18 protein-coding genes are annotated in these 20,761 nt (G+C 67.1%); 16 read left to right on the top strand and 2 right to left on the bottom strand.

Annotated features, from left to right (window positions below; translation table 11 throughout):
• Positions 1-46: 46 nt before the first annotated feature.
• Positions 47-1,471, top strand: coding sequence for a DHA2 family efflux MFS transporter permease subunit (locus ACX12D_RS25665; protein ID WP_459376269.1), 1,425 nt, complete (start codon positions 47-49; stop codon positions 1,469-1,471).
• Positions 1,472-1,739: 268 nt separating this feature from the next.
• Complete coding sequence (locus tag ACX12D_RS25660) at positions 1,740-3,452, top strand: ABC-F family ATP-binding cassette domain-containing protein (RefSeq protein ID WP_459376268.1); 1,713 nt, start codon at positions 1,740-1,742, stop codon at positions 3,450-3,452.
• Positions 3,453-3,468: 16 nt separating this feature from the next.
• Here ACX12D_RS25660 and ACX12D_RS25655 read toward each other — a convergent pair whose 3' ends face one another.
• On the bottom strand, positions 3,469-4,413 hold the full coding sequence (locus ACX12D_RS25655) for a LysR substrate-binding domain-containing protein (RefSeq protein ID WP_459376267.1): 945 nt from the start codon (positions 4,411-4,413) through the stop codon (positions 3,469-3,471).
• 157 nt (positions 4,414-4,570) lie between these two features.
• Between ACX12D_RS25655 and gtdA the strand changes: the two genes are divergently transcribed.
• From gtdA to ACX12D_RS25595, 12 genes are all read left to right on the top strand, one after another.
• Positions 4,571-5,617 (top strand): gentisate 1,2-dioxygenase, encoded by a 1,047-nt coding sequence (gtdA, locus tag ACX12D_RS25650; RefSeq protein ID WP_459376266.1) that lies wholly within the window; start codon positions 4,571-4,573, stop codon positions 5,615-5,617.
• A gap of 77 nt (positions 5,618-5,694) precedes the next feature.
• Positions 5,695-6,393, top strand: coding sequence for a fumarylacetoacetate hydrolase family protein (locus ACX12D_RS25645; RefSeq protein WP_459376265.1), 699 nt, complete (start codon positions 5,695-5,697; stop codon positions 6,391-6,393).
• A 41-nt stretch (positions 6,394-6,434) separates the two neighbouring features.
• Entirely contained in the window at positions 6,435-7,079 is a 645-nt protein-coding gene (gene maiA / locus ACX12D_RS25640; protein ID WP_459376264.1) for a maleylacetoacetate isomerase, read from the top strand.
• 61 nt (positions 7,080-7,140) lie between these two features.
• On the top strand, positions 7,141-8,349 hold the full coding sequence (locus tag ACX12D_RS25635) for a 3-hydroxybenzoate 6-monooxygenase (protein ID WP_459376263.1): 1,209 nt from the start codon (positions 7,141-7,143) through the stop codon (positions 8,347-8,349).
• Positions 8,350-8,490: 141 nt separating this feature from the next.
• Positions 8,491-9,834, top strand: coding sequence for an aromatic acid/H+ symport family MFS transporter (locus ACX12D_RS25630; RefSeq protein ID WP_459376262.1), 1,344 nt, complete (start codon positions 8,491-8,493; stop codon positions 9,832-9,834).
• Between the two features lie 336 nt (positions 9,835-10,170).
• The gene (locus tag ACX12D_RS25625) at positions 10,171-12,021 is read left to right on the top strand and encodes an OPT/YSL family transporter (protein ID WP_459376261.1); all 1,851 of its coding nucleotides are present in this window, start codon (positions 10,171-10,173) and stop codon (positions 12,019-12,021) included.
• 341 nt (positions 12,022-12,362) lie between these two features.
• The gene (locus tag ACX12D_RS25620) at positions 12,363-15,188 is read left to right on the top strand and encodes a monovalent cation/H+ antiporter subunit A (RefSeq protein ID WP_459376260.1); all 2,826 of its coding nucleotides are present in this window, start codon (positions 12,363-12,365) and stop codon (positions 15,186-15,188) included.
• Positions 15,188-15,583: a Na+/H+ antiporter subunit C gene (locus ACX12D_RS25615; RefSeq protein WP_459376259.1), complete on the top strand. Its 396-nt coding sequence runs from the start codon at positions 15,188-15,190 to the stop codon at positions 15,581-15,583. The genes ACX12D_RS25620 and ACX12D_RS25615 overlap by 1 nt, the downstream gene beginning before the upstream one ends.
• A complete protein-coding gene (locus tag ACX12D_RS25610) occupies positions 15,580-17,112 on the top strand; it encodes a monovalent cation/H+ antiporter subunit D (protein WP_459376258.1) in 1,533 nt (510 codons plus the stop codon). Before ACX12D_RS25615 ends, ACX12D_RS25610 begins: the two co-directional genes overlap by 4 nt.
• Positions 17,113-17,116: 4 nt before the next feature.
• A complete protein-coding gene (locus ACX12D_RS25605) occupies positions 17,117-17,620 on the top strand; it encodes a Na+/H+ antiporter subunit E (protein ID WP_459376257.1) in 504 nt (167 codons plus the stop codon).
• Positions 17,605-17,880 carry a K+/H+ antiporter subunit F gene (locus ACX12D_RS25600; protein ID WP_441631606.1) on the top strand — a complete coding sequence of 92 codons (276 nt, stop codon included), beginning with the start codon at positions 17,605-17,607 and terminating at the stop codon, positions 17,878-17,880. Before ACX12D_RS25605 ends, ACX12D_RS25600 begins: the two co-directional genes overlap by 16 nt.
• A gap of 27 nt (positions 17,881-17,907) precedes the next feature.
• Entirely contained in the window at positions 17,908-18,312 is a 405-nt protein-coding gene (locus ACX12D_RS25595; protein ID WP_459376518.1) for a Na+/H+ antiporter subunit G, read from the top strand.
• 18 nt (positions 18,313-18,330) lie between these two features.
• Here ACX12D_RS25595 and ACX12D_RS25590 read toward each other — a convergent pair whose 3' ends face one another.
• Positions 18,331-18,648 (bottom strand): high-potential iron-sulfur protein, encoded by a 318-nt coding sequence (locus ACX12D_RS25590; protein ID WP_459376256.1) that lies wholly within the window; start codon positions 18,646-18,648, stop codon positions 18,331-18,333.
• 247 nt (positions 18,649-18,895) lie between these two features.
• On the opposite strand from ACX12D_RS25590, the gene ACX12D_RS25585 reads away from it, so the two are divergent.
• Together ACX12D_RS25585 and ACX12D_RS25580 are read left to right on the top strand one after the other, a co-directional pair.
• The gene (locus ACX12D_RS25585; protein ID WP_459376254.1) at positions 18,896-19,603 is read left to right on the top strand and encodes a hypothetical protein; all 708 of its coding nucleotides are present in this window, start codon (positions 18,896-18,898) and stop codon (positions 19,601-19,603) included.
• Positions 19,604-19,805: 202 nt separating this feature from the next.
• Positions 19,806-20,747, top strand: a complete 942-nt coding sequence (locus tag ACX12D_RS25580; RefSeq protein WP_459376253.1) for a Bug family tripartite tricarboxylate transporter substrate binding protein — start codon at positions 19,806-19,808, stop codon at positions 20,745-20,747.
• The last annotated feature ends 14 nt before the right edge of the window (positions 20,748-20,761 follow it).

The raw sequence follows: 20,761 nt of genomic DNA, 5'->3' as shown, positions 1-20,761 counted from the left end.
CGCCCGCTTCGCCGCGCAGACCCGCATCCCCCGCACCCGCCGCTCCATGGACCACACGCAAACCCAGTCATCGTCGATGAGATTCCTGCCTTATCTCGTCGCGGCTACCTTCTTCATGGAGTACCTCGATACCACCGTGCTCGCCACGGCGTTGCCGCAGATGGCGCGCTCGTTCGGGGTCGGGCCGAATGATCTGAGCCTGGGCATGACGGCCTATATGCTGGCGCTGGCGGTGTTTATCCCGATCAGTGGCTGGATCGCCGATCGCTTCGGGTCAAGGACGGTGTTCGGCGGGGCGATCGTTGTTTTCACGGTGGCCTCGGTGCTGTGCGGCGCATCGAACGGGTTGTTCGCGTTCACCGCGGCGCGCGTGCTGCAGGGCATTGGCGGCGCGATGATGGTGCCGGTCGGGCGGCTGATCGTGGTGCGCAACACGGATAAGCGCCAATTGATCAAGGCCATTTCCACCATCACCTGGCCGGCCATCGTGGCGCCCGTGGTGGGGCCGCCCATCGGCGGGTTCATCACCACCTACGCCTCCTGGCGCTGGATCTTCCTGCTGAACGTGCCATTCGGCATTGCCGCGCTGATCGCCACCTTCATGATGATCCGCAACGAACGCGCGAGCGAGCCCAAGCCACTTGATATCGTTGGCTTCCTGCTCAGTGGCGCGACGCTCACCTTCGTGCTGTACGGCACGGAACTGGCCAGCCAGCAAGGCTCCAGCCTGGCAACGGCGGGCGCTTTCGTGGCCGCCGGCCTGGCCCTGGGCGTGCTTGCCGTGCGCCATGCGGCGGGACGCGAGCATCCGCTGCTCGATTTCACGACGCTGCGCGTGCCGACGTTCTCGGTCACGGTGATCACCGGGTCCGTCACCCGTATCGGCATCGGGGCGGTGCCATACCTGATGCCGCTGCTGTTCCAGGTTGGCTTCGGGCTGTCCGCGTTCCGCTCCGGGCTGTTGCTGCTCGCCAGCGCGCTCGGCAACCTCGGCATGAAGGCATTGACCACGCGCGTGCTGCAACACTACGGCTTTCGCGCCACCGCGATCGTCGACGTGGCTTTCGCCAGCGTGTTCATCGTCGCGTGCGGGTTGCTCACGCCCGAGACGCCGCTCGCCATCGTGCTGTTCGTGGTGTTTATCTACGGGGTGACGCGCTCGATGCAGTTCTCCACGCTTGCCACGCTGGCCTACGCCGATATCCCGCAAAACCAGATGAGCAGCGCCAATACGCTATGGAATGCTGCCCAGCAGATGTCGATCGGCCTTGGCATCGCGTTTGGCTCGCTGTCGCTGAGGATTGCCGCATCGCTGCGCGGCGAGGCCAGCGACGTGCCGCACTTCACGCTCGGCGATTTTCGCTGGGCGTTTCTCTTCGCGGGCGTGCTGACGCTGGTGTCGTTGATCGGGTATGTCCGGCTCGCGCCGGATGCCGGGCGGCATCTGTCGAGCCGGCGGGCGGCCGGATGACAGGTTCCTCCCGATACGAAGCGAGCGACGGGCGGGCGTGAGCCTGGCGAACGCGCCGCAATACTCGCCCGCCGCGGGCTATACAAACTGAGCGGAACTCGGCAGGGGCCTGACCGGTCACACCATCCGTATCCACCGGAGTCAACGCAAAATGAACCTGTAAGCCCACTTCAAACCTGTTCGCGCTTGTTGAGCCCTTGTTGAGTTCTCGTGAGTCTTCGTGAGGCCTCGGGTTCCAGGCGCGCTACCTGTCTTGTCTGGAGCTTGCATGGCTGACTTCCTATCGATGCCGTTCGCGGTTTTCTCCGCGCCGCCGTCCGGCGGCAATTCTGGTCCCACCTCCATAGATTCCCACTCAGGTTCGCCGCCGGCGTTCTGGATTTCCCTGCGCCACGTCACCGTGGCGCTGCCCGACGGGCGGGTGCTGCTGGACGACCTGAGCGACACCTTCCAGCCCCAGCGCATCGGCCTGGTTGGCCGCAATGGCACCGGCAAGAGCGTGCTGGCAAAGGTGCTGGCGGGCCTGGTTACTCCGGATGCCGGGCGCATCGTCAGGCATGCCACCGTTGCCTATGTGCCGCAAGACGGCAGCTTGGCACCAGACGCGACGCTGGCGGACGTCGCGGGCCTGACGCCCGCTTTCGATGCGCTCGCCCGGGTGGAGCGGGGCGAGCCGGAGGGCACGGATTTCGACCTGCTGGAAGGGCGGTGGGACCTGCGCGACCAGCTGCGGCTGGCCTGCGAGGCGGCTGGCCTGGGGCATCTGGAGCCGGAGCGGCTCGCTGCCAGCCTTAGCGGTGGCGAACTCACGCGCGTGGCGCTGGTGGGGGCCTTTCTTTCCCGGGCAGATGGACTGGTGCTCGATGAGCCCAGCAATCACCTCGACCTCGCCGCCAGGCAATGGCTGCGCGCTCAGTTGCGGCAATGGCGTGGCGGCCTGGTGGTGGTCAGCCATGACCGCGAATTGCTGGAAGACATGGACCACATCGCCGCGCTGACGCCGGATGGCTTGCGCCACTACGGCGGCAACTACAAGCTGTATGCGGCGCAGCGCGACGCCGAAGCCACTGCCGCGCAAGCCGCGCTGGAGCACGCGCGTACCAGCCGCAACTCGGCCTTGCGCGACTTGCGGCGCCAGCACGATGCCCATCAGCGCCGCGCCGCGCGCAACGACCGCGCGGGCAAGATGGCCAACCTGCCCGGCATCTACCTCGGCCGGCTGAAGGACGGTGCGCAGGGGCATTCCGGGCGCGAGCAGCGGCGCCAGCAGGAAACCCGGGCGACGCTGGACGATGCCGTGCAGCAAGCCGCGCAGCGCATCGAGCCAGGCCCGCCGGTGGCGCTGATGCTGCCCGGCGCGGTGGTTGCCGCGGGCAAGCGCGTGGTGCACGTGCAAGACGTGATCCTGCCGTTTCCGGCCGGCGCAAAGCCGCTCAACCTGACGCTCTCGGGGCCGGTGCGCGTTGCCGTGACCGGGCCGAACGGCTGCGGCAAGACGACGTTGCTCAAATTGCTGGCCAGCGTCGAGGACCCGGTTTCCGGGACCTGCGCGGCAGGCATTCCCAAAGCCTGGCTCGATCAGCAGGCGGCGACCCTGCTGCCGCCGGCGATGTCCGTGCTGGAGCGGCTGCGCGAACTGGACAGCCCCTTGCCGGAGGGCGTGCTGCGCAGCCATTTGTCGTTGCTCGGGCTGGGCGCGGCGCTGGTGCGGCAGCCTTCCGGCGTATTGAGCGGGGGCGAGCGCCTGAAGGCAGCCCTTGCCTGCGCCTTATGGGCCGCGCAGCCCGCCCAAATGCTCTTGCTCGACGAGCCCACCAATCACCTCGACCTGGATTCGGTGCGCGCGCTGGAGCAGGCCTTGAGCGCCTATCCCGGCGCCATCCTGGTGGCGTCGCACGACCGGCGTTTCCTCGACGCGCTGGGGTTGACTCATAGGCTGGCGTGGCAAGACGGGGACTGGCAGCTGGCGGCTTGCCGGTAAGCCGCGCTGGCCGGCGTCAGCCGTGCGTGTCGTCGGGCGTTTCGTCGACCGATCGCACCGCCGCGCGCCGCAGGGCGTCCAGCGCGGCGCTGACCGCGATACGGCCAAAGCCGTCGTCGCGCCAGTACATGGATACCGAGCCAAAGCCCGCCAGCCGCAGCGGCAGGATGCGCAGGGCGCCAAGGTGCTCCAGGCGCCGCGCGGTCCGGTGCGAGGCCACGCCGATCATATTGCTGTGGTTGAGCAAGGTCAGGTTGAGGATGACCGAGTTCGACTCCACGCAATCGGCCGGCATGCCCTGGCCAGCCGCGTTCAGCGCCGACTCCAGCGTGTTGCGGATGGGCGTGCCGCGTGGCCACACGATCCACCGGTACGCCTGCAGGTCGGCCCAGCCCGGTTCGGCCAGCTCAAACAGCGGATGCCGCGGGCGCGTGACGAAGTGGATCGGCTCCATGTAGAGCGCCTCGGCGCGCATCTGCCCGTCCTGCAGTTCCGGCGCGGAGCGGCCCACCACGATATCGACCTCGCCCCGGGCCAACTGCGCCATCAGCAGGTTCATGGTGCTTTCCACCAGCCGGACATGGGCTTTCGGCAGGCGCTGCAAGAGCGAGGTGACGGCTAGCGGCACGGTATCGGCAGCCGACGCGCCGGAGGTGCCGATCACCACCAGGCCGCTGCCGCCTTCGCGCATCGCCTGCATGTCGTCGCGGGCGGTATCCAGGTGCGCCTCGATGCGCCTGGCATGGGCAATCATCGATTCGCCATAGGGCGTGGGGCGCAGGCCGCGCGCATGGCGCTCGAACAGCGGCAAGCCGATGTCGTCTTCGAGTTCCTTGAGCCATTTCGACAAGGCGGGCTGCGTGGTGCTGAGCGCCGCGGCCGTCTGGCTCATGTTTCCGGTCTGCGCCAGGCTAAGCAGCATCTGCAGGTTGCGCAGCCGGAGCCGCTGGGTCCAATCCATCAGGGTATTCCCTTTGAGATATATCCATATCCATATGGATAAGAGGAATTTGTCATTTTACAAGGTATATCTCCGGGCGTATAAATCTTCCATCGCACCCCGCAGCCCACAGCGGCTGCTCAACGCCCCGACCGGGCGATGAATCGGAGACAAGGCCATGCCAGACGCAAAGAAGAGCACCGACCGTTCCGCTTATTACAGCCGCATCGGCCGCAACCAGATGGCGCCCCTGTGGGAATCGCTGCACGCGCTGGTCCCGCGCGAGCCCCGCCCGCAAGCGCAGCCGGCGATCTGGAAATACGCCGAGATCCGCCCGCTGGTGATGCAGGCGGGCGAGGTCATCAGCGCGGAAGAAGCCGTGCGCCGCGTGCTGGTGCTGGAAAATCCCGGCCTGCCCGGCAAGTCCAGCATCACCTCCACGCTGTACGCCGGCTTGCAGCTGATCCTGCCCGGCGAGATTGCCCCCAGCCATCGCCATACCCAGTCCGCGCTGCGCTTTATCGTGGAAGGCCGTGGTGCCTGGACCGCCGTCAACGGCGAGCGCACCACCATGCATCCGGGCGATTTCATCATCACGCCGTCGTGGACCTGGCATGACCACGGCAACCCGTCCGTGGCGCAGGGCGGCGAGCCGGTGGTTTGGCTCGACGGGCTGGATATCCCGCTGCTGCAGCACCTGGATGCCGGCTTTGCGGAGAACTACCCCGAAGCCTCGCAGCCGGTGCTGCGTCCCGAAGGTGACAGCTTTGCCCGCTTCGGCCACAACATGCTGCCGGTGCGCCACCGCGTCACCGATCCCACCTCGCCAATCTTCAGCTACCCCTATGCCCGCAGCCGCGAGGCGCTGGACCAGCTCTACCGCAACGGCGAGCTCGATGCCTGGGACGGCGTGAAGCTGCGCTATGTGAACCCGGCCACCGGCGGCTGGCCGATGCCGACCATGGCTACCTTTATGCAATACCTTCCCGCCGGTTTCCAGGGCAAAACGTATCGCAGCACCGACGCCACCGTCTATTCCGTGGTGGAAGGGCGCGGCACCGTGCGCATCGGCGAGGCGCAGTTCCAGTTCGAGCCGCGCGACACCTTCGTGGCGCCGTCCTGGCAGCCGGTGCAACTGGCTTCGGTCGAGGACACTGTGCTGTTCAGCTATTCCGACCGCCCGGTGCTGTCCGCGCTCAACCTGCTGCGCGAAGAGCGCACCTGATCCGGCCCGGTTCCCTTGCCGCTTTTGCTGCCCTTGCTGCCTTTTCCCATTTCCTTGCTTCTTGCCTGAGGTCTTCCATGTCTTTCGTCATTACCCCTCCCGCCGCCGTGGCCCTGCCGGTCGTTGGCACCAGCGACCAGTTTCCCGTGCGCCGCGTCTACTGCGTGGGCCGCAACTACGCCGCGCATGCCCGCGAGATGGGCTTCGATCCGGACCGCGAGCCGCCGTTCTTCTTCTGCAAGCCGGCCGATGCCGTGATCCCGGTCGCCTACGGCGAGACCCTGACGCTGCCGTACCCGGCCCAGACCAGCAACTACCACTATGAATCCGAGCTGGTCGCCGCCATCGGCAAGGGCGGCTCGGATATTCCGCTGGAACAGGCACTGGAACACGTCTGGGGCTATGCCGTGGGCCTGGACATGACCCGCCGCGACCTGCAGATGAAGATGCGCGAGATGGGCCGCCCGTGGGAAATCGGCAAGGCCTTCGACGCCTCGGCGCCGATCGGCCCGATCCATCCGGCTCGCGATGTGGGGCATTTCGAGCAGGCCGCGATCTGGCTGACCGTCAACGGCGCCGACAAGCAGCGTAGCGACGTCACGCACCTGATCTGGTCGGTGGCCGAGACCGTGGCGGACCTGTCCAAGTACTTCCGCCTGGAACCGGGCGACCTGATCTACACCGGTACGCCGGAAGGCGTCGGGGCCGTCAAGCCGGGTGACCTGATGGTCGCCGGCGTGGAGCGCCTCGGCGAGCTGTCGGTACGTGTGGCCTGACGGCGTCGAGATTCCGGGATTTCGAGAAAGAGGGCTTCACCGTGCAGATCTATAGTTTCTTCAACAGCTCCACGTCGTACCGCGTGCGCATCGCGCTGGCGCTCAAGGGCCTGCCGTACGACTACCAGCCGGTCAATATCCGCGTGGGCGAGCATCGCGTCCCGGACTATGTGGCGGCCATCAACCCCTCGGCGGTGGTGCCGGCGCTGGTGGATGGCGACTTCCACCTGGGCCAGTCGATGGCGATCATCGACTACCTCGACGCCCGCCATCCCGAGCCGCGGCTGATCCCGCAAGCGGCGGAGCTGCGCGCGCGGGTGCTGGAGCTGGCCAATGTGATTGCCTGCGATATCCATCCGGTCAACAACCTGCGCATCCTGCGCTACCTGCAGGACACGCTGGGCGTGACGCCGGAGCAAAAGGACGCCTGGTACCAGCATTGGGTGGACGAAGGGCTGGGCGCGGTGGAGCGGCTGCTGGCGCAGTACGGGCGCGGCCCGTGGTGTTTCGGCGACCAGCCCACGCTGGCCGACTGCTGCCTGGTGCCGCAGATCGCCAATGCGCAGCGCATGGGCTGCCGTACCGAACGCTTCGAGCGCGCCATGGCGGTCTACCGCCATGCCTGCGAGCACCCGGCCTTCCAGCAGGCAGAACCTCAGCGGCAGCCGGACTACACGGCGCGCTAACCAACGCTACAGGGCACCCCGGGGCCGGATGGCCACCGGGTGCGCACCCAAGGAGACGAACATGAACAACACGCGCAGCACGGACCGCAAGGTGATCGTGGTCGGCGGCGGCATCGGCGGCCTGGCCGCCGCACTGGCGCTCGCCCGGCAGGGCATCCGCGTTGAATTGCTCGAACAGGCGGCCCAGATCGGTGAAATCGGCGCCGGCATCCAGCTTGGCGCCAACGCCTTTGCCGCGCTGGATGCGCTGGGTGTGGGCGAAGCCGCGCGCAAGCGCTCCGTTTTCACCGACTACCTGGTGATGATGGACGCGATCGACGCCACCGAAGTCGCCAAGGTGGATGTCGGCGAGCGCTATCGCCAGCGCTTTGGCAACCCCTACGCGGTGATCCATCGCGCCGACATCCACCTGTCCATCCTGGAAGCCGTGCGGGATCACCCGCTGATTCAGTTCCGCACCGCCACCACGGTGTGCGCGCTGGAGCAGGACGAGCGCGGCGTGACGGTGATCGACCAGCACGGCGAACGCCACCAGGGCGATGCCGTGATCGGCTGCGACGGCGTGAAATCCACCGTGCGCCAGGCCTTGCTCGGTGACGAGCCACGCGTGACCGGCCACGTGGTGTACCGCGCCGTGGTGGATGTGGCCGACATGCCGGCCGACCTGCAGATCAATGCGCCGGTGGTGTGGGCCGGCCCCAACTGCCATCTGGTGCACTACCCGCTGCGCGGCGGCGAGCAGTACAACCTGGTGGTGACCTTCCATAGCCGCGAGCAAGAAGTCTGGGGCGTGCGCGATGGCAGCAAGGAAGAAGTGCTGTCGTACTTCGAGGGCATCCACGCCCGCCCGCACCAGATGTTGGACCGGCCCACCTCCTGGCGGCGCTGGGCCACCGCGGACCGCGACCCGGTGGAGCAATGGAGCTTTGGCCGCGCCACCATCCTGGGCGATGCCGCCCACCCCATGACGCAGTACCTCGCGCAGGGTGCCTGCCAGGCGCTGGAAGATGCCGTGACACTGGGCGCGGCCGTGGCCGAGACCGACGGCGATTTCGTGGTGGCCTTTGCCCTGTACGAGAAGGCGCGCATCCCGCGCACCGCGCGCGTGCTGTACTCCGCCCGCGAGATGGGCCGGCTGTATCACGCCAAGGGCGTGGAGCGGCTGGTGCGCAATTCGCTGTGGGTCGGACGCACGCAGGATCAGTTCTACGACGCGCTGCAATGGCTGCACGGCTGGCGCGCGGAAGACTGCCTGGGCGGGGCGCGATAGGGGGCACCGGCCCGAAGTAACCCAAAGTGGCCAAAATTGGCAGAAATTCGCCAAAAGAAGCAAAGAGCGGCCAAAGAGCCGCCAAAAAACGGCGAGCCGATCGCAAATCGGCCGCTTCGAAACACAATGCAGGAGACCGCTGTGCCCACGCAACCATCTATCGGCATCACCGAATTCATCGATCGCCAGCCGCTATCGGCCTTCCAGGTCACGATTGTCGCGCTTTGTTTTTTGATCGTCGCCATCGACGGATTTGATACCGCCGCGATTGGCTTTATCGCACCCGCGATCCGCGCCGAATGGGAGCTCACGCCGGCGCACCTGGCGCCGTTGTTTGGCGCCGGGCTCACCGGCCTGATGGCTGGCGCCTTCCTGTTCGGCCCGCTGGCCGACCGCTTCGGCCGCAAGAACGTGCTGCTTTTCTGCGTGCTGTTCTTTGGCATCGCGAGCCTGGCCTCCGCGTTCTCCGGCTCGCTGTGGGGGCTGGTGGCGCTGCGTTTCCTGACCGGTCTGGGGTTGGGCGGCGCCATGCCCAATACCATCACGCTGACCTCCGAGTATTGCCCGGCCAAGCGCCGCTCCTTCCTGGTTACGACCATGTTCTGCGGCTTCACGATTGGCTCGGCCCTCGGCGGGCTGGCCTCGGCGAACCTGATCGAGGAGCACGGCTGGCGCGCCGTGCTGCTGCTGGGCGGCGTGCTGCCGTTGCTGCTGCTGCCGCTCCTGGTCTGGAAGCTGCCTGAGTCGGTCCGCTACCTGGTGCTGAGCGGCAAGCACCCGGACAAGGTGGCGGCCATCCTGGAGCGGATCGCGCCGCGCGAGCGTGTCGCGCCTGGCAGCATCGTGGTGGCGGACAAGCGCGCGCCCGGCTCGCCGGTTGCGCACTTGTTCAAGCCCGAACTGGTGCGCGGGACCCTGCTGCTGTGGCTGACCTTCTTCATGAGCTTGCTGGTGATCTACCTGCTGTCCAGCTGGCTGCCCACATTGCTGCGGGCGACCGGGATCTCGCTCAAGACGGCGGCCCTGGTCACCATGATGTTCCAGGTGGGCGGCACCCTCGGCGCCATCGTGCTGGGCTGGCTGATGGACCGGGCCAACCCGCACTATGTGCTGGCCGCAAGCTACGCGCTGGCAGGTGTGTTCATCACCGCCATCGGCAGCCTGACCACGGCGCCATGGCTGGCCGGGGTGGCTGTATTCGCCGCCGGCTTTTGCATCTCCGGCTCGCAAGTAGGCGCCAATGCCTTGTCGGCGGCCTACTATCCCACCGATTGCCGCGCCACCGGCGTGAGCTGGGCCAATGGCGTCGGGCGGATGGGCTCGGTGGTTGGCTCGGTCGGGGGCGGCACCATGTTGTCCATGGGCCTGACCATGCCGGCGTTGTTCCTGATGGTGGGGATACCGGCGGTGATGGCTGGCGCCACCATGCTCCGGTTCGGTCGCCATCGCGCGGGCCAGGCACGGCGCATGGCGGTGGCGGCCTGAGGGCTTCCAGCGGCTGCGTATGCGTTTCATCCTTGAGTACTCAAATGATAATCGTTATCATTTGAGTACTCGGATTAGTGACACGATCTGAGTCAGCAAATGGGTTACCGGACACGCCTCGTGTCCGGTTTTTTTTGCGCCTCCGCCTTGCCGTGCCTTACCGTTCCTGAGTGCCAGAGTCCCAGCGTGCCCTTGCGCACGCACGCCGTGCCCGCGGTGCGCCGCTTGCGGTAGCATCTGCCCAGCGCCGGCAGCATTGTCCTCGCCGCGCGGGCCTTTTTTCGTTTTCCTTCGATCCAGCAGCCACCGATGCGGCTAGCGCGCATGGGGAAGCCAATGACGGCAGTCGGCAGGCCACCGCAAGATGCTACCTCGCCGGCACACGCCGAGAGGCTTGGTGCCATTGCCGCCAGCGGCCGGCGTTGGGCATGGCTGCCAGAGCAGGGCGGCTGGAAATACTATGCGCTGCTCGGCGCCATCGGGGTCCTTGTCCTCGGCCCGCTGGGCGGGATCGCCGCGGCGTACATGAATTTCTCGCTCGGCTTCTTTGTCGGCGGGCAGGTGCTGGCGGGCATCCTCGGCTCCACGGTGACCTACGGCTATGGCGCGGACGGCCGCCATGGCGCGAACTATATCCAGACCATTGCCGCATCGGTCGCCGGCATGAGCGGCATGGCCGTGGTGGTCCAGGCCATGACCTGGATGGGCTTGCCCGAGCCGCCGATCTGGCAGTTGATGCTGTACATGCTTTGCGTGGGCATGTTCGGCGTGGGCGTGGGCATGTTGTATACGCCGATCCTGGTCGACCGGCTGCAACTCACGTTTCCCTCCGGGCTGGCGGTGGCCAACATCCTGCGCGCCCTGACGGATCCGGTGCTGCTCCGGCAGTCGGTGTCGCGGCTGGCCGGGGGGACGGTGCTGGGCATCGTCAGCGGCATCGGTGCGGCCCGCGTGGAGCGGCTTGCCGCGATCGATTTGTCCGCCTCCACCTTTGGCGCGGGCATGATCGTCGGGGCCCGCATCGGCGTGGCGGCGCTTGTTGCCGGGCTGGCGGGCCGGGCGCTGATCCCCTTCTTTGTCTCCATCGGCTGGCTGGCGCCGGGCGACCCCTTTCGCAAGATCACGTTCCTGATTGCGCTCGGCATGATCATGGGCGCCGCGCTGCTCGATATCTCGCTGATCCTGCTCAAGGTGTACCGGCATGGCCGGCAGCTGCCCGGCGGGATACGGCGCGGGCCTTCCGCGGCGGCAGGTGGCGGCAGCCCGTGGCGGATGGTGGCGTGGGTGCTGTTCTGGGGGCTCGCGGTGGTGGCGGTGGGCGTGGGCCTGCTGCATCAGCCCGCGGGCTACATGGTGCTGGCGGTGCTGCTGGTGTTCGTGTTCGCCATGGTCAACGGCATCTCGGTGGGCATGGTCGACCAGAACCCGATTTCTTCCGCCTTCGTGCTGTCCGTCATCCTGATGGCCGCGCTGGGTTTGCGCGACCCGCACGTGGGGCTGATCGCGGCGGCGGTGCTGCTGGTGTCGACCAGCGAGGCGTGCGACATGCAGCAAGACCGCTCCACCGGCTGGCGGCTCGGCACCAACCGCACCGTGCAGTTTCGCTTCCAGGTGGCGGGCATCGTTGCCGGCGCGGTGCTGGCGGTGTTGTTCGCCAGGCTGTTCATGCGGGCGTATCCGGCGCTGGCGCTCGACCAGACTGTGCTCTCGGCCGGTGCGCAGCCCCAGCACTGGGCTTCGGCCATGACTTACAAGATCGTCGGCGCGTTGCGCGGCCTGACCAACGACTTGCCGCACCAGCGCACGGCGGTTGCGCTGGGCATCGTCCTTGGGCTGGCCATCGCGGCGCTGCGCCTGCTGGTCAAGTCGTGGCCGCGCTACCAGCGCTTTGCCCAGGCGGGAAGGGGTGGCGGCGTTGCCGATTTCCTGCTGGATACGGTGGTGCTGCCGTCGCCCTATGCCTCGTCCTTTGGCGGATTTGTCAACTTGCCCACCTCGGCGTGGTTTGCGCTGGGCGGCGTCGTGGCCAGCGTGCTCAACAGCTTGCGCAAGCCCGAGGACGCGCCGGATGCCTTGCCCGAGGACATGAGCACGACATCGCTGGTGGGTGGCGGGCTGATCGCAGGGGATGCGCTGGCAGCGGTCGGGCTTGGCATTGCGGGGCTGCTATTGATGGCTTCGCGCTAGCGCGTGCGGGACATCGATGACCAGCCTGCCATCCGGCATCCGGCTCGAAGCGCTGCCCGGGCGTGCGGTCGCCGATGGCATGGTTGCGCTGCCGCGTCCCGTGTTCAATTCTCATAAGATGGGGTCGTGAGATGACGGTTTTTGGTGCTTGCGCCGGTCGCCCATGAAATCCATCGCCATGGGTTCACCGGCGGCCCCGCGCGTGAGATCATGCGCTGGCATGCCCATGAACGCCACGGAGCTTCCCAGGACGCCGACACATTGAACGCCCTCGAAAACCCCTTGAACCTCATTGACGCCCCCGTCGCCGGCAGCACGCGGCGCGCCTGCGGAGCCCGCCGATGGTGATGGCCTGGTTGATCGCGCTTCCCTTGCTGGCAGCGTTGCTGTTGTTGCCGGTGCGGCGTCACGCGCGCTTCCTGGCCGCGCCCATCGTGGTGGGCACGCCGCTGATTGGCCTTGGCTTGCTGCTCAGCGTGCGCAGCGCGGTGTTCGAGGGCCGCGCCATTGCCTGGCGCCAGCCCTGGCTCGAGGACATCGGGCTAAGCCTCAGCCTGCGGCTGGACGGCCTGGCCTACGTGTTTGCGTTGCTGGTGCTGGGCATCGGGTTGCTGGTCATCCTCTATGCGCGCTATTACCTGCCGCGCAGCGAATCCACCGTACGTTTCTTCTCCTTGCTGCTGCTGTTCATGGCGGCGATGCTGGGCGTGGTGCTGTCCAGCAACCTGCTGCTGCTGGCGGTGTTCTGGGAGATGACCAGCATTGTGTCGTTCCTGCTGATCGGCTTCTGGTCCTATCGCTCCGATGCGCGCAAGGGCGCGCGCATGGCGCTGACGGTGACCGGCGGGGGCGGGCTGGCGTTGCTGGCCGGCGTGCTATTGCTCGGGCATATCTGCGGCAGCATGGAGCTCTCCGTGGTGCTGGCGCAGGCCGGCACCGTGCAGCGCCACCCGCTGTATCCGGTGATGCTGAGCCTGATCCTGCTGGCGGCGTTTACCAAGTCCGCGCAATTTCCCTTCAGTTTCTGGCTGCCGCACGCGATGGCGGCGCCCACGCCGGTGTCCGCCTACCTGCATTCCGCCACGATGGTCAAGGCTGGTGTCTTCCTGCTGGCGCGGCTGTATCCGGTGCTGGACGGCACCAACTGGTGGTTCTACATGGTCAGCCTCACCGGCCTTGCCACGCTGGTGCTTGGCGCGGGCATGGCCTTGCTGCAGCGGGACCTCAAAGGCCTGCTGGCGTATTCCACCATCAGCCATCTTGGCCTGATCACGCTGCTGTTCGGCCTGGACACGCAGCTGAGCACGGTGGCCGCGCTGTTCCACATCATCAACCATGCGGTGTTCAAGGCGTCGCTGTTCATGGCGGCGGGCATCATCGACCATGAAACCGGCACGCGCGACCTGCAACGGCTGCGGGGCCTGCGCCCCTACATGCCGCACACGGCGTTGCTGGCCATCGTGGCGTCGCTTTCGATGGCGGGGGTGCCACTGTTCAACGGCTTCCTGAGCAAGGAGATGTTCTTCGGCGAGACGCTCGCACAGGGCCTGCTGGGCGATTTCAACTGGATCATCCCGGCGGCGGCGACCTTTGCCGGGGCGCTGACGGTGGCGTACTCGCTGCGCTTTATCTACGGCGTGTTCTTCGGCGGCGTGCCGGACGACCTGCCGAACTATCCGCCGCATGAGCCGCCACGCTCCATGAAGATCCCGGTGGAGGTGCTGGTTGCCATCTGCCTTGTGGTCGGGCTGTTCCCGGCGTATACGGTGGGGCCCTTGCTGGCGACTGCCGCCCTGGCCACGCTGGGCGGGCCGCTGCCGGAATACAGCCTCAGCCTGTGGCATGGCGTCAATCTGCCCTTGTTGATGAGCCTGGTCTCGATGGGCTGCGGCGGCGTGCTGTTCTTCTTGCGGCGCAACGCTTTTCATCGAACGCACGCGCGTTTTGCCCACCTGAACGCGCGCGATGCATTCGAGGCCGGCATCGACGGCCTGGCGCGGATGGCCGGCCGCGTCACCGGCGCATTCGAGACCGGCTCGCTGCAAGGCTACCTGGCGTGGATGCTGGCCGCCATGCTGCTGATTCCCGCCATCTTCCTGTCCGACCTGGACACGCTGGCTGGCCCGGTGCCAGCGATCCCGCTCGACCTCCTGACCGTGGCGGGGATGGGTTTGCTGGGGCTGGCGGCGATCGGCGTGGTGATTGCCCACCGGCAACGGCTGACCGCGCTGGTGCTGCTGAGCGCGTGCGGCTTGCTGGTGGCGTTGCTGTTCACGCGCTTCTCGGCGCCGGACCTGGCGCTGACGCAGGTCTCGGTCGAGATCGTCACGATCCTGCTGCTGGTGCTGGCCTTGTACTTCCTGCCCGCCGGCCGGCCCGATTCGTCATCGGTGGGCCGGCATGTGCGCGACGGCGGCCTGGCGCTGGGCGGCGGCACGTTGCTGGCCATCCTGGCCTACGCCGTGATGACCCGGCCTTACGACGCGATCTCCACGTTCTTCCTGGCCAACAGCGTGGAAGGCGGCGGTGGCCACAATGTGGTCAACGTGATCCTGGTGGACTTCCGCGGCTTCGATACGATGGGCGAGATCTGCGTGCTGCTGATCGCCGGCCTGGCGGTGCAGGCGCTGCTCAAGGGCATGCGCCTGACGGCGCCGCCAGCGGGGCCCAACGGGCTGCCGTGGTCGAGCCAGAGCCATCCCTTGCTGCTCGCCATCCTGGCTCGGCTGATGTTGCCGCTGACCATGCTGGTCGCGGTCTTCGTGCTGCTGCGCGGGCACAATCTGCCGGGCGGCGGCTTTATCGCCGCGCTGATCACGGCGGTGGCCTTGCTGCTGCAGTACGTGGCCAGCGGCGTGCTGTGGACCGAGGCGCGTATCACGCTGAACTATCGCGCGCTGGCCGGTAGCGGCATCCTGGTAGCGGGGCTGACCGGCCTGGGCAGCTGGGCATTTGGCTTCCCGTTCCTGACCACGGCCTTCGGCCATTTCCATATACCGTTGCTGGGAGACATCGAACTGGCGACCGCCATGGTGTTTGACCTTGGCGTTTATTTCACGGTGGTCGGCACGACCTTGCTGATCGTGTCGCACCTCGGCGTGCGCGACAAGCGCGGCAATGTCAACGGCAATGTCCGCGGCAATGTCAATGCGAAGGAGGGGGACTGATGGAAGCCGTCTACGCCGGCACGGTCGGCATCCTGATGGCCTGTGGCATCTACCTATTGCTGCGTGCGCGCACGTTTTCCGTGGTGGTGGGGCTGGCGCTGATCTCGTACGCCGTGAGCCTGTTCCTGCTGGGGATGGGGCGGCTCTCCACCGGCCGCCCGCCGATCATCGCCACGGGCGCGCAATATGCCGATCCGCTGCCGCAGGGCCTGGTGCTGACAGCCATCGTCATCGGCTTTGCCATGACGGCATTCGCGGTGGTGCTGGCCTTGCGCTCGCTCGGCATCACGGGCAGCGATCATGTGGACGGCAGGGAAGCGGGCCCGGCGCAGGGCGAGCCGCCGGCGGCCGGCACCCCCGGCACGCACGGCGCCGACAGGGCGAGCAGCCAATGACCCACAGCCTCCAACTGTCGATTCTCCTGCCCATCCTGCTGCCGATGTTTGCCGGCGGCCTGCTGGTGGCCACGCCGGCGCGCTGGGCCCGGGCCCAGCGCGCGCTGAGCACCGCGGTCACGCTGCTGTTGCTGCCGGTTGCGGCGTGCATGGTCAGCGTGGCGGCCACGGGCGCCATCATGGTCGATCACATCGGGAACTGGCCAGCGCCGTTTGGCATCGTGCTCCAGCTCGACCGGCTGGGCGCCCTGATGCTGTTGCTGACCGCGGTGCTGGGCGCCGCCGCCGTGGTGGCGGCGGGCCGGGGCGATGCGCGCCTCGGGCGGCATTTCCACGCGCTGTTCCAGTTCCAGCTGATGGGGCTGAACGGCGCCTTCCTCGCCGGCGACCTGTTCAATCTCTTCGTCTTCTTCGAGATCCTGCTGATCGCCTCCTATGCCTTGCTGCTGCATGGCGGTGGCCGGGCACGCACCGGCGCCGGGCTGCACTATGTCGTGCTGAACCTGGCGGGATCCGCATTCTTCCTGATTGCGATCGGCGTGCTGTACGGGCTGAGCGGCACGCTCAACATGGCGCATATGGGCGTGCGGCTGGCCGGGCTGGCGCCGGCCGATGTGCCGCTGGCCACGGCGGCGGGCGTCATGCTGATGCTGGTCTTCGCGCTCAAGGCCGCGCTGTTTCCCATGGTTTTCTGGCTGCCCAAGGCCTACGCCAGCGCCACGGGCTCGGCCGCGGCGCTGTTCGCCATCATGACCAAGGTGGGCATCTACGCCATCCTGCGCTGCGCCGCGCTGGTTTTCGATGCACCGGATGGCATGCTGGGCGTGTTCCTGCATGACTGGGTGTGGTGGATGGCCCTTGCCACCATGGCGTTCGGCGCCCTCGGCGCGCTGACCGCCCCGAACCTCAAATCGCTGACCTGCTACCTTGTGCTGGCATCGGTAGGGCTGCTGGCGGCCAGCGTGTCGATGCAGACAGCGCAAAGCTGGGCGGGCGCGCTGTATTACCTGCTCAGCACCACGCTGTGCACGGCGGCGCTGTTCCTGCTGGCGGACGCGCTGGAGCCGGCGCCGCCTGCCGCCCCGGCGCGCGAGCCGGTGGCGGTGGTCCGTGGCTCGCGGCTGGCCGGCCTGCTGTTCCTGGTCGCGGCGGTGGCGGCGATCGGCCTGCCGCCGTTATCCGGCTTCATCGGCAAGGTCATGGTCATGCGCAGTGCCTCGCTGCCGGCGGCGGCCGTGTTGTGGCCTTGCATCCTGCTGTCCAGCCTGGCGCTGCTGATTGCGGTCAGCCGCACGGGCACGCGGCTGTTGTGGCGCCTGCCCCAGGATCACGATCCGGAGCGCCACGGCGCTTACCAGCGCATTGCGCCCGACGGCTGGAAACTGGGCTGCTGCGCGTTCCTGCTGGCCTGCAGCTTGGCGCTGGTCGTGTGTGCCCGTCCGCTGAGCCAGTATCTTGCCGACACGTCTGCCCAGTTGTTCGACCGTGGCGCGTACCTGCGCGCGGTGCTGCCGTCCGGGGGAGGCTGACACCATGTGGAAACGCATGTTCCCGCATCCTTGGCTCAGCCTGGCGCTGCTGGCGATCTGGCTGCTGCTGACCGATAGCGCATCGCCTGGCAACTGCGCGCTGGGTGCCTTCCTCGGCTGGGCATTCTCGCTGCGGATCGGGTCGCGGCTCTGGCTGCGGCCGGTGCGGCTGTCTCGTCCCGACCTGATGCTGCGCTTGTTCGTGCATGTGCTCATCGACATCGTGGTCGCCAATGTGGAAGTGGCCATCCTGGTGCTGGGGCCGGTATCCCGGCTGCGCCCGGCCTTTATCCAGCTGCCGATCGATGTCGAGCACGAGCTGGCGCTGGCCGCGCTGATCAGCATCGTGTCGCTCAGCCCTGGCACCTTGTGCGCCGAACTCAGCGACGACCGCCGCCGCCTGCTGGTGCATGTGCTGGATCTTGACGATGAAGCCAGGCTGATCGCGCTGATCAAGACGCGCTACGAGACGCCGTTAAGGGAGATATTCGAATGCTTGCCGTCGTAATACCGATCTCGCTGGCGATCCTCGGCGTTGCCTGCCTGCTGGCCTTTATCCGCCTGGTGCGCGGCCCGGGCCTGCCCGACCGCATCGTGGCGCTCGATACGCTCAATATCAATGCCATCGCGCTGATCGTGGTGTTCGGCATCTGGCTGCGCTCGGCGCTGTTCTTCGAGATTGCGCTGCTGATCGCGGTGATGGGCTTTATCGGCACCGTCGCGCTGACCAAGTACCTGCAGCGCGGCGACATCATCGAACTCAAGTAACCGGCACCGGGAGACCCCATGGATTCGATGAGCCCCGCCGCGGAAATCGCCACCTGCGCGCTGCTGCTGATCGGCAGTGTCTTCACCCTGGTCGGCGCCATCGGCCTCGTCCGGCTGCCGGATTTCTTCATGCGCCTGCACGGCCCGACCAAGTCGACCACGCTTGGCGTTGGCGGCGTGGTGCTGGCGTCGGTGGTGTTCTTCAGCAACCAAGGCGACGGCCTGAGCCTGCATGAGTTGCTGGTCACCGCCTTCCTGTTTCTCACCGCGCCGATCAGCGCCCATATGCTGGCCAAGGCGGCCATGCAGCAGCGGCTGCCGGTGGACCCGCGCACGCGCGGGCGATTGTGGGATGCGCAGGACCGGGAGCGCGGCGAAGCGCCGGCGCAGGGTGTGGAGCCGGCTTCGCCCCGGGACGCTCCGGGCAACTGAGCGCGCAACCTTCGGCTTTTATCCCTGTTCCCACGCACTGCACCATCCCGCGGCAGCAACCTGCTTGTCGCCAAACAGCACGCAGCCGCCTGTTGCCGGGTTGGCGCCCTCCTGGAACAGCTGGCAGTTGGCGCAGGTCTGGCTCGCGGCATGCCTGGGATATTTCGCCTGGTCTACCTTGCGGGTATCCGCCTTGTAGCCTAGCTTGACCGCCTGCGGGTCGGCCTCGTCGAGCGTGGGCGCGGCGGCGTAAGCGCCACGCCAGGCCGGGACGGCGGCAAGGCTTGCGACAACGGCCACCGGCATTGTTTTCAGGAATTGACGGCGGGAGGACATGGGGCTTCCTTTTTTCTGTGGGCCGGCGGATATTTTGCGGGGTGTTTCGGCATCCGGCCGGGCGATTGTGGCACAGGCGCTGCTGGCCCGTTGCGGATTGAGGCGGCGCCCACCCATCCGAGCGCTTCGCCGTGCCATATCTGTGGCAAACTCGGCGCTGACTTTTTTGTGCCTGCGCCGCTGGCACGCATTCGATCCCAGGCCCTCAAGCCCTAAAGCCCTTAAGCCCTCAAGCTCTATCAAGCCCATGACCGCGTCCACCAATACCGACACCCTCCGCCAAGCCCTGCAGGCGCCGCTGCCTTTGCAGCTCGCGCCCTTGATGGGCACCGCCTTTGCCGAGGCGGGCGAGGCAGAGCGGTTTGCCATCTATACGGAACCGCCGGAAGCGCCGGGGCGCGATGAGGTGCTCGCTGCGCTGCGCAGCCATCTCGATGCGCACGCCAGCGACGAGCCGGCCGCTGGCGAAGTCCTCGACAGCGAGGATTGGGAGCCGGGCCAGGCATTCGAGATGGACATGGACACCGATGAGGTTTGCGGCCAGGTCCTGTTCTACCGCCTGATCCTCGCGCGGGACCTGGATCCGGTCGGGTACTGCGCGTTCGAGATCAATGCCGACGAAACCGGCGTGATCTTCGTCACGCTGGTCGAGTCGTGGATTCGCCCGCCGTACCAGCCGCTTGGCCTCCAGCGCGGCTTTGTGCAACTGCTGGCCAATGCCGTCTACGCCTTGCTGGGCGACCTGGATGCGCGGCTGCAGGTGGCGGGCGAGCGCAGCGCGTCGTTCGAGGTGTTGCTGGGGCTGGACCAAGCGTCCACTACGGGGGCGGCGCTGTTGCAGTCGGTCGCCGAGACGCTGAAGGCGTGGACGGTCGCAGCGGATGCTGCCGGGCGCGAGCCGCTGGGCATTACCAGCGTCCGTGTCTCGGTGCTTCCCGCCAGTTCGGCGGGTTGAGGCGAGGGCGGGGAACACGGGGTGGCGTGTCGCATTTGGGCTTGCCGCTTGTCGCATCCAGGTTTGGCCCGCCCAGGGCGCCTCAATAGACTCGTTGCTTCCATCCAGGGAGAACGCCATGTCATCTGCGCCACGACTGCCTTACCGATCTATCCGTCGATCTTTCCATCGACTTTTTCTGTCTTACGGAGCCTGCGGGGCTTTGGCCGTCATCCTTGCCGCCCAGAGCTTCGGGACGGCCTTTGCGCAGGGCTGGCCTGCCCGGCCCATCACGCTGGTCGTCCCGTTCCCGGCGGCCGGGGGCACCGACCTTGTCATCCGGTCGATCCAGCCGCTGCTGCAAAAGGAACTCGGGCAGCCGGTCGTCATCGACAACCGTAGCGGGGCCGGCGGCACCATCGGCTCGACCTTTGTCGCGCGGGCCACGCCGGATGGCTACACCGCCGGGGTCGTCACCACCAGCACGCATGCGGTCAGCGTCAGCGTGTACCCGAAGCTGGCGTATGACCCGGCCAGCGACTTCGCCTACGCGGGTTTCATCGGCACGTCGCCCTATGTGCTGGCAGTCAACCGGTCCTTGCAGGCCAAGGACGTCAAGGGGCTGCTGGAGAAGCTGAAGGCGGCAGGCGGGCAGCCCACGATCGGCTCGGTTGGCGTGGGCACGGTCTCCCACCTGATGGGAGAGCAGTTCAGCAAGCTGGTGAACGTGCCCATGATCCACGTGCCGTATCGCGGCGCGGCGCCGGCCTATACCGACCTGATGGGCGGGCAGGTCCAGTTGATGTTCGATAACCCGGTCGGCCTGGCGCCTTACGTGAAAGCGCAGAAGATCACGGCCATCGCGACGACCGCGCCTACGCCGCTGCTGGCGGACGTGCCGACCTTCGCCAGGCAGGGCATTGCCAACTTCGAGCAGCAGCTCTGGTATGGCGTGGCCTTTCCCAAGGGCACGCCGCTGGCCATCGTCAGCCGCTTCAATGCGGCGCTGAACAAGGTGCTCTCGCAGCGCGACGTGGCCCGCGACCTGGCCACCAAGGGCGTTACCGCGCATCCGGGCACGCCGGCCGAGATGCAGGCAACGGTGAACAAGGACATTCCGTACTGGGGCGCTATTGCCAGATCCGTGGGGGCCACCGTTGAATAAGCCCGCCTCGATCA

The sequence above is a fragment of the Cupriavidus sp. PET2-C1 genome, from assembly GCF_054515855.1.
The sequence above is the reverse complement of the archived record's forward strand: the minus strand, read 5'-3'. Positions and strand labels throughout refer to the sequence as shown.

What these genes read in the sequence shown, in the direction of transcription:
- ACX12D_RS25665 (WP_459376269.1), top strand. Translation starts at nt 47, where the DNA reads ATGGACCACACGCAAACCCAGTCATCGTCGATGAGATTCCTGCCTTAT.
- ACX12D_RS25660 (WP_459376268.1), top strand. Translation starts at nt 1,740, where the DNA reads ATGGCTGACTTCCTATCGATGCCGTTCGCGGTTTTCTCCGCGCCGCCG.
- ACX12D_RS25655 (WP_459376267.1), bottom strand. Translation starts at nt 4,413, where the DNA reads ATGGATTGGACCCAGCGGCTCCGGCTGCGCAACCTGCAGATGCTGCTT.
- gtdA (WP_459376266.1), top strand. Translation starts at nt 4,571, where the DNA reads ATGCCAGACGCAAAGAAGAGCACCGACCGTTCCGCTTATTACAGCCGC.
- ACX12D_RS25645 (WP_459376265.1), top strand. Translation starts at nt 5,695, where the DNA reads ATGTCTTTCGTCATTACCCCTCCCGCCGCCGTGGCCCTGCCGGTCGTT.
- ACX12D_RS25635 (WP_459376263.1), top strand. Translation starts at nt 7,141, where the DNA reads ATGAACAACACGCGCAGCACGGACCGCAAGGTGATCGTGGTCGGCGGC.
- ACX12D_RS25625 (WP_459376261.1), top strand. Translation starts at nt 10,171, where the DNA reads ATGACGGCAGTCGGCAGGCCACCGCAAGATGCTACCTCGCCGGCACAC.
- ACX12D_RS25620 (WP_459376260.1), top strand. Translation starts at nt 12,363, where the DNA reads ATGGTGATGGCCTGGTTGATCGCGCTTCCCTTGCTGGCAGCGTTGCTG.
- ACX12D_RS25615 (WP_459376259.1), top strand. Translation starts at nt 15,188, where the DNA reads ATGGAAGCCGTCTACGCCGGCACGGTCGGCATCCTGATGGCCTGTGGC.
- ACX12D_RS25610 (WP_459376258.1), top strand. Translation starts at nt 15,580, where the DNA reads ATGACCCACAGCCTCCAACTGTCGATTCTCCTGCCCATCCTGCTGCCG.
- ACX12D_RS25605 (WP_459376257.1), top strand. Translation starts at nt 17,117, where the DNA reads ATGTGGAAACGCATGTTCCCGCATCCTTGGCTCAGCCTGGCGCTGCTG.
- ACX12D_RS25600 (WP_441631606.1), top strand. Translation starts at nt 17,605, where the DNA reads ATGCTTGCCGTCGTAATACCGATCTCGCTGGCGATCCTCGGCGTTGCC.
- ACX12D_RS25595 (WP_459376518.1), top strand. Translation starts at nt 17,908, where the DNA reads ATGAGCCCCGCCGCGGAAATCGCCACCTGCGCGCTGCTGCTGATCGGC.
- ACX12D_RS25590 (WP_459376256.1), bottom strand. Translation starts at nt 18,648, where the DNA reads ATGTCCTCCCGCCGTCAATTCCTGAAAACAATGCCGGTGGCCGTTGTC.
- ACX12D_RS25585 (WP_459376254.1), top strand. Translation starts at nt 18,896, where the DNA reads ATGACCGCGTCCACCAATACCGACACCCTCCGCCAAGCCCTGCAGGCG.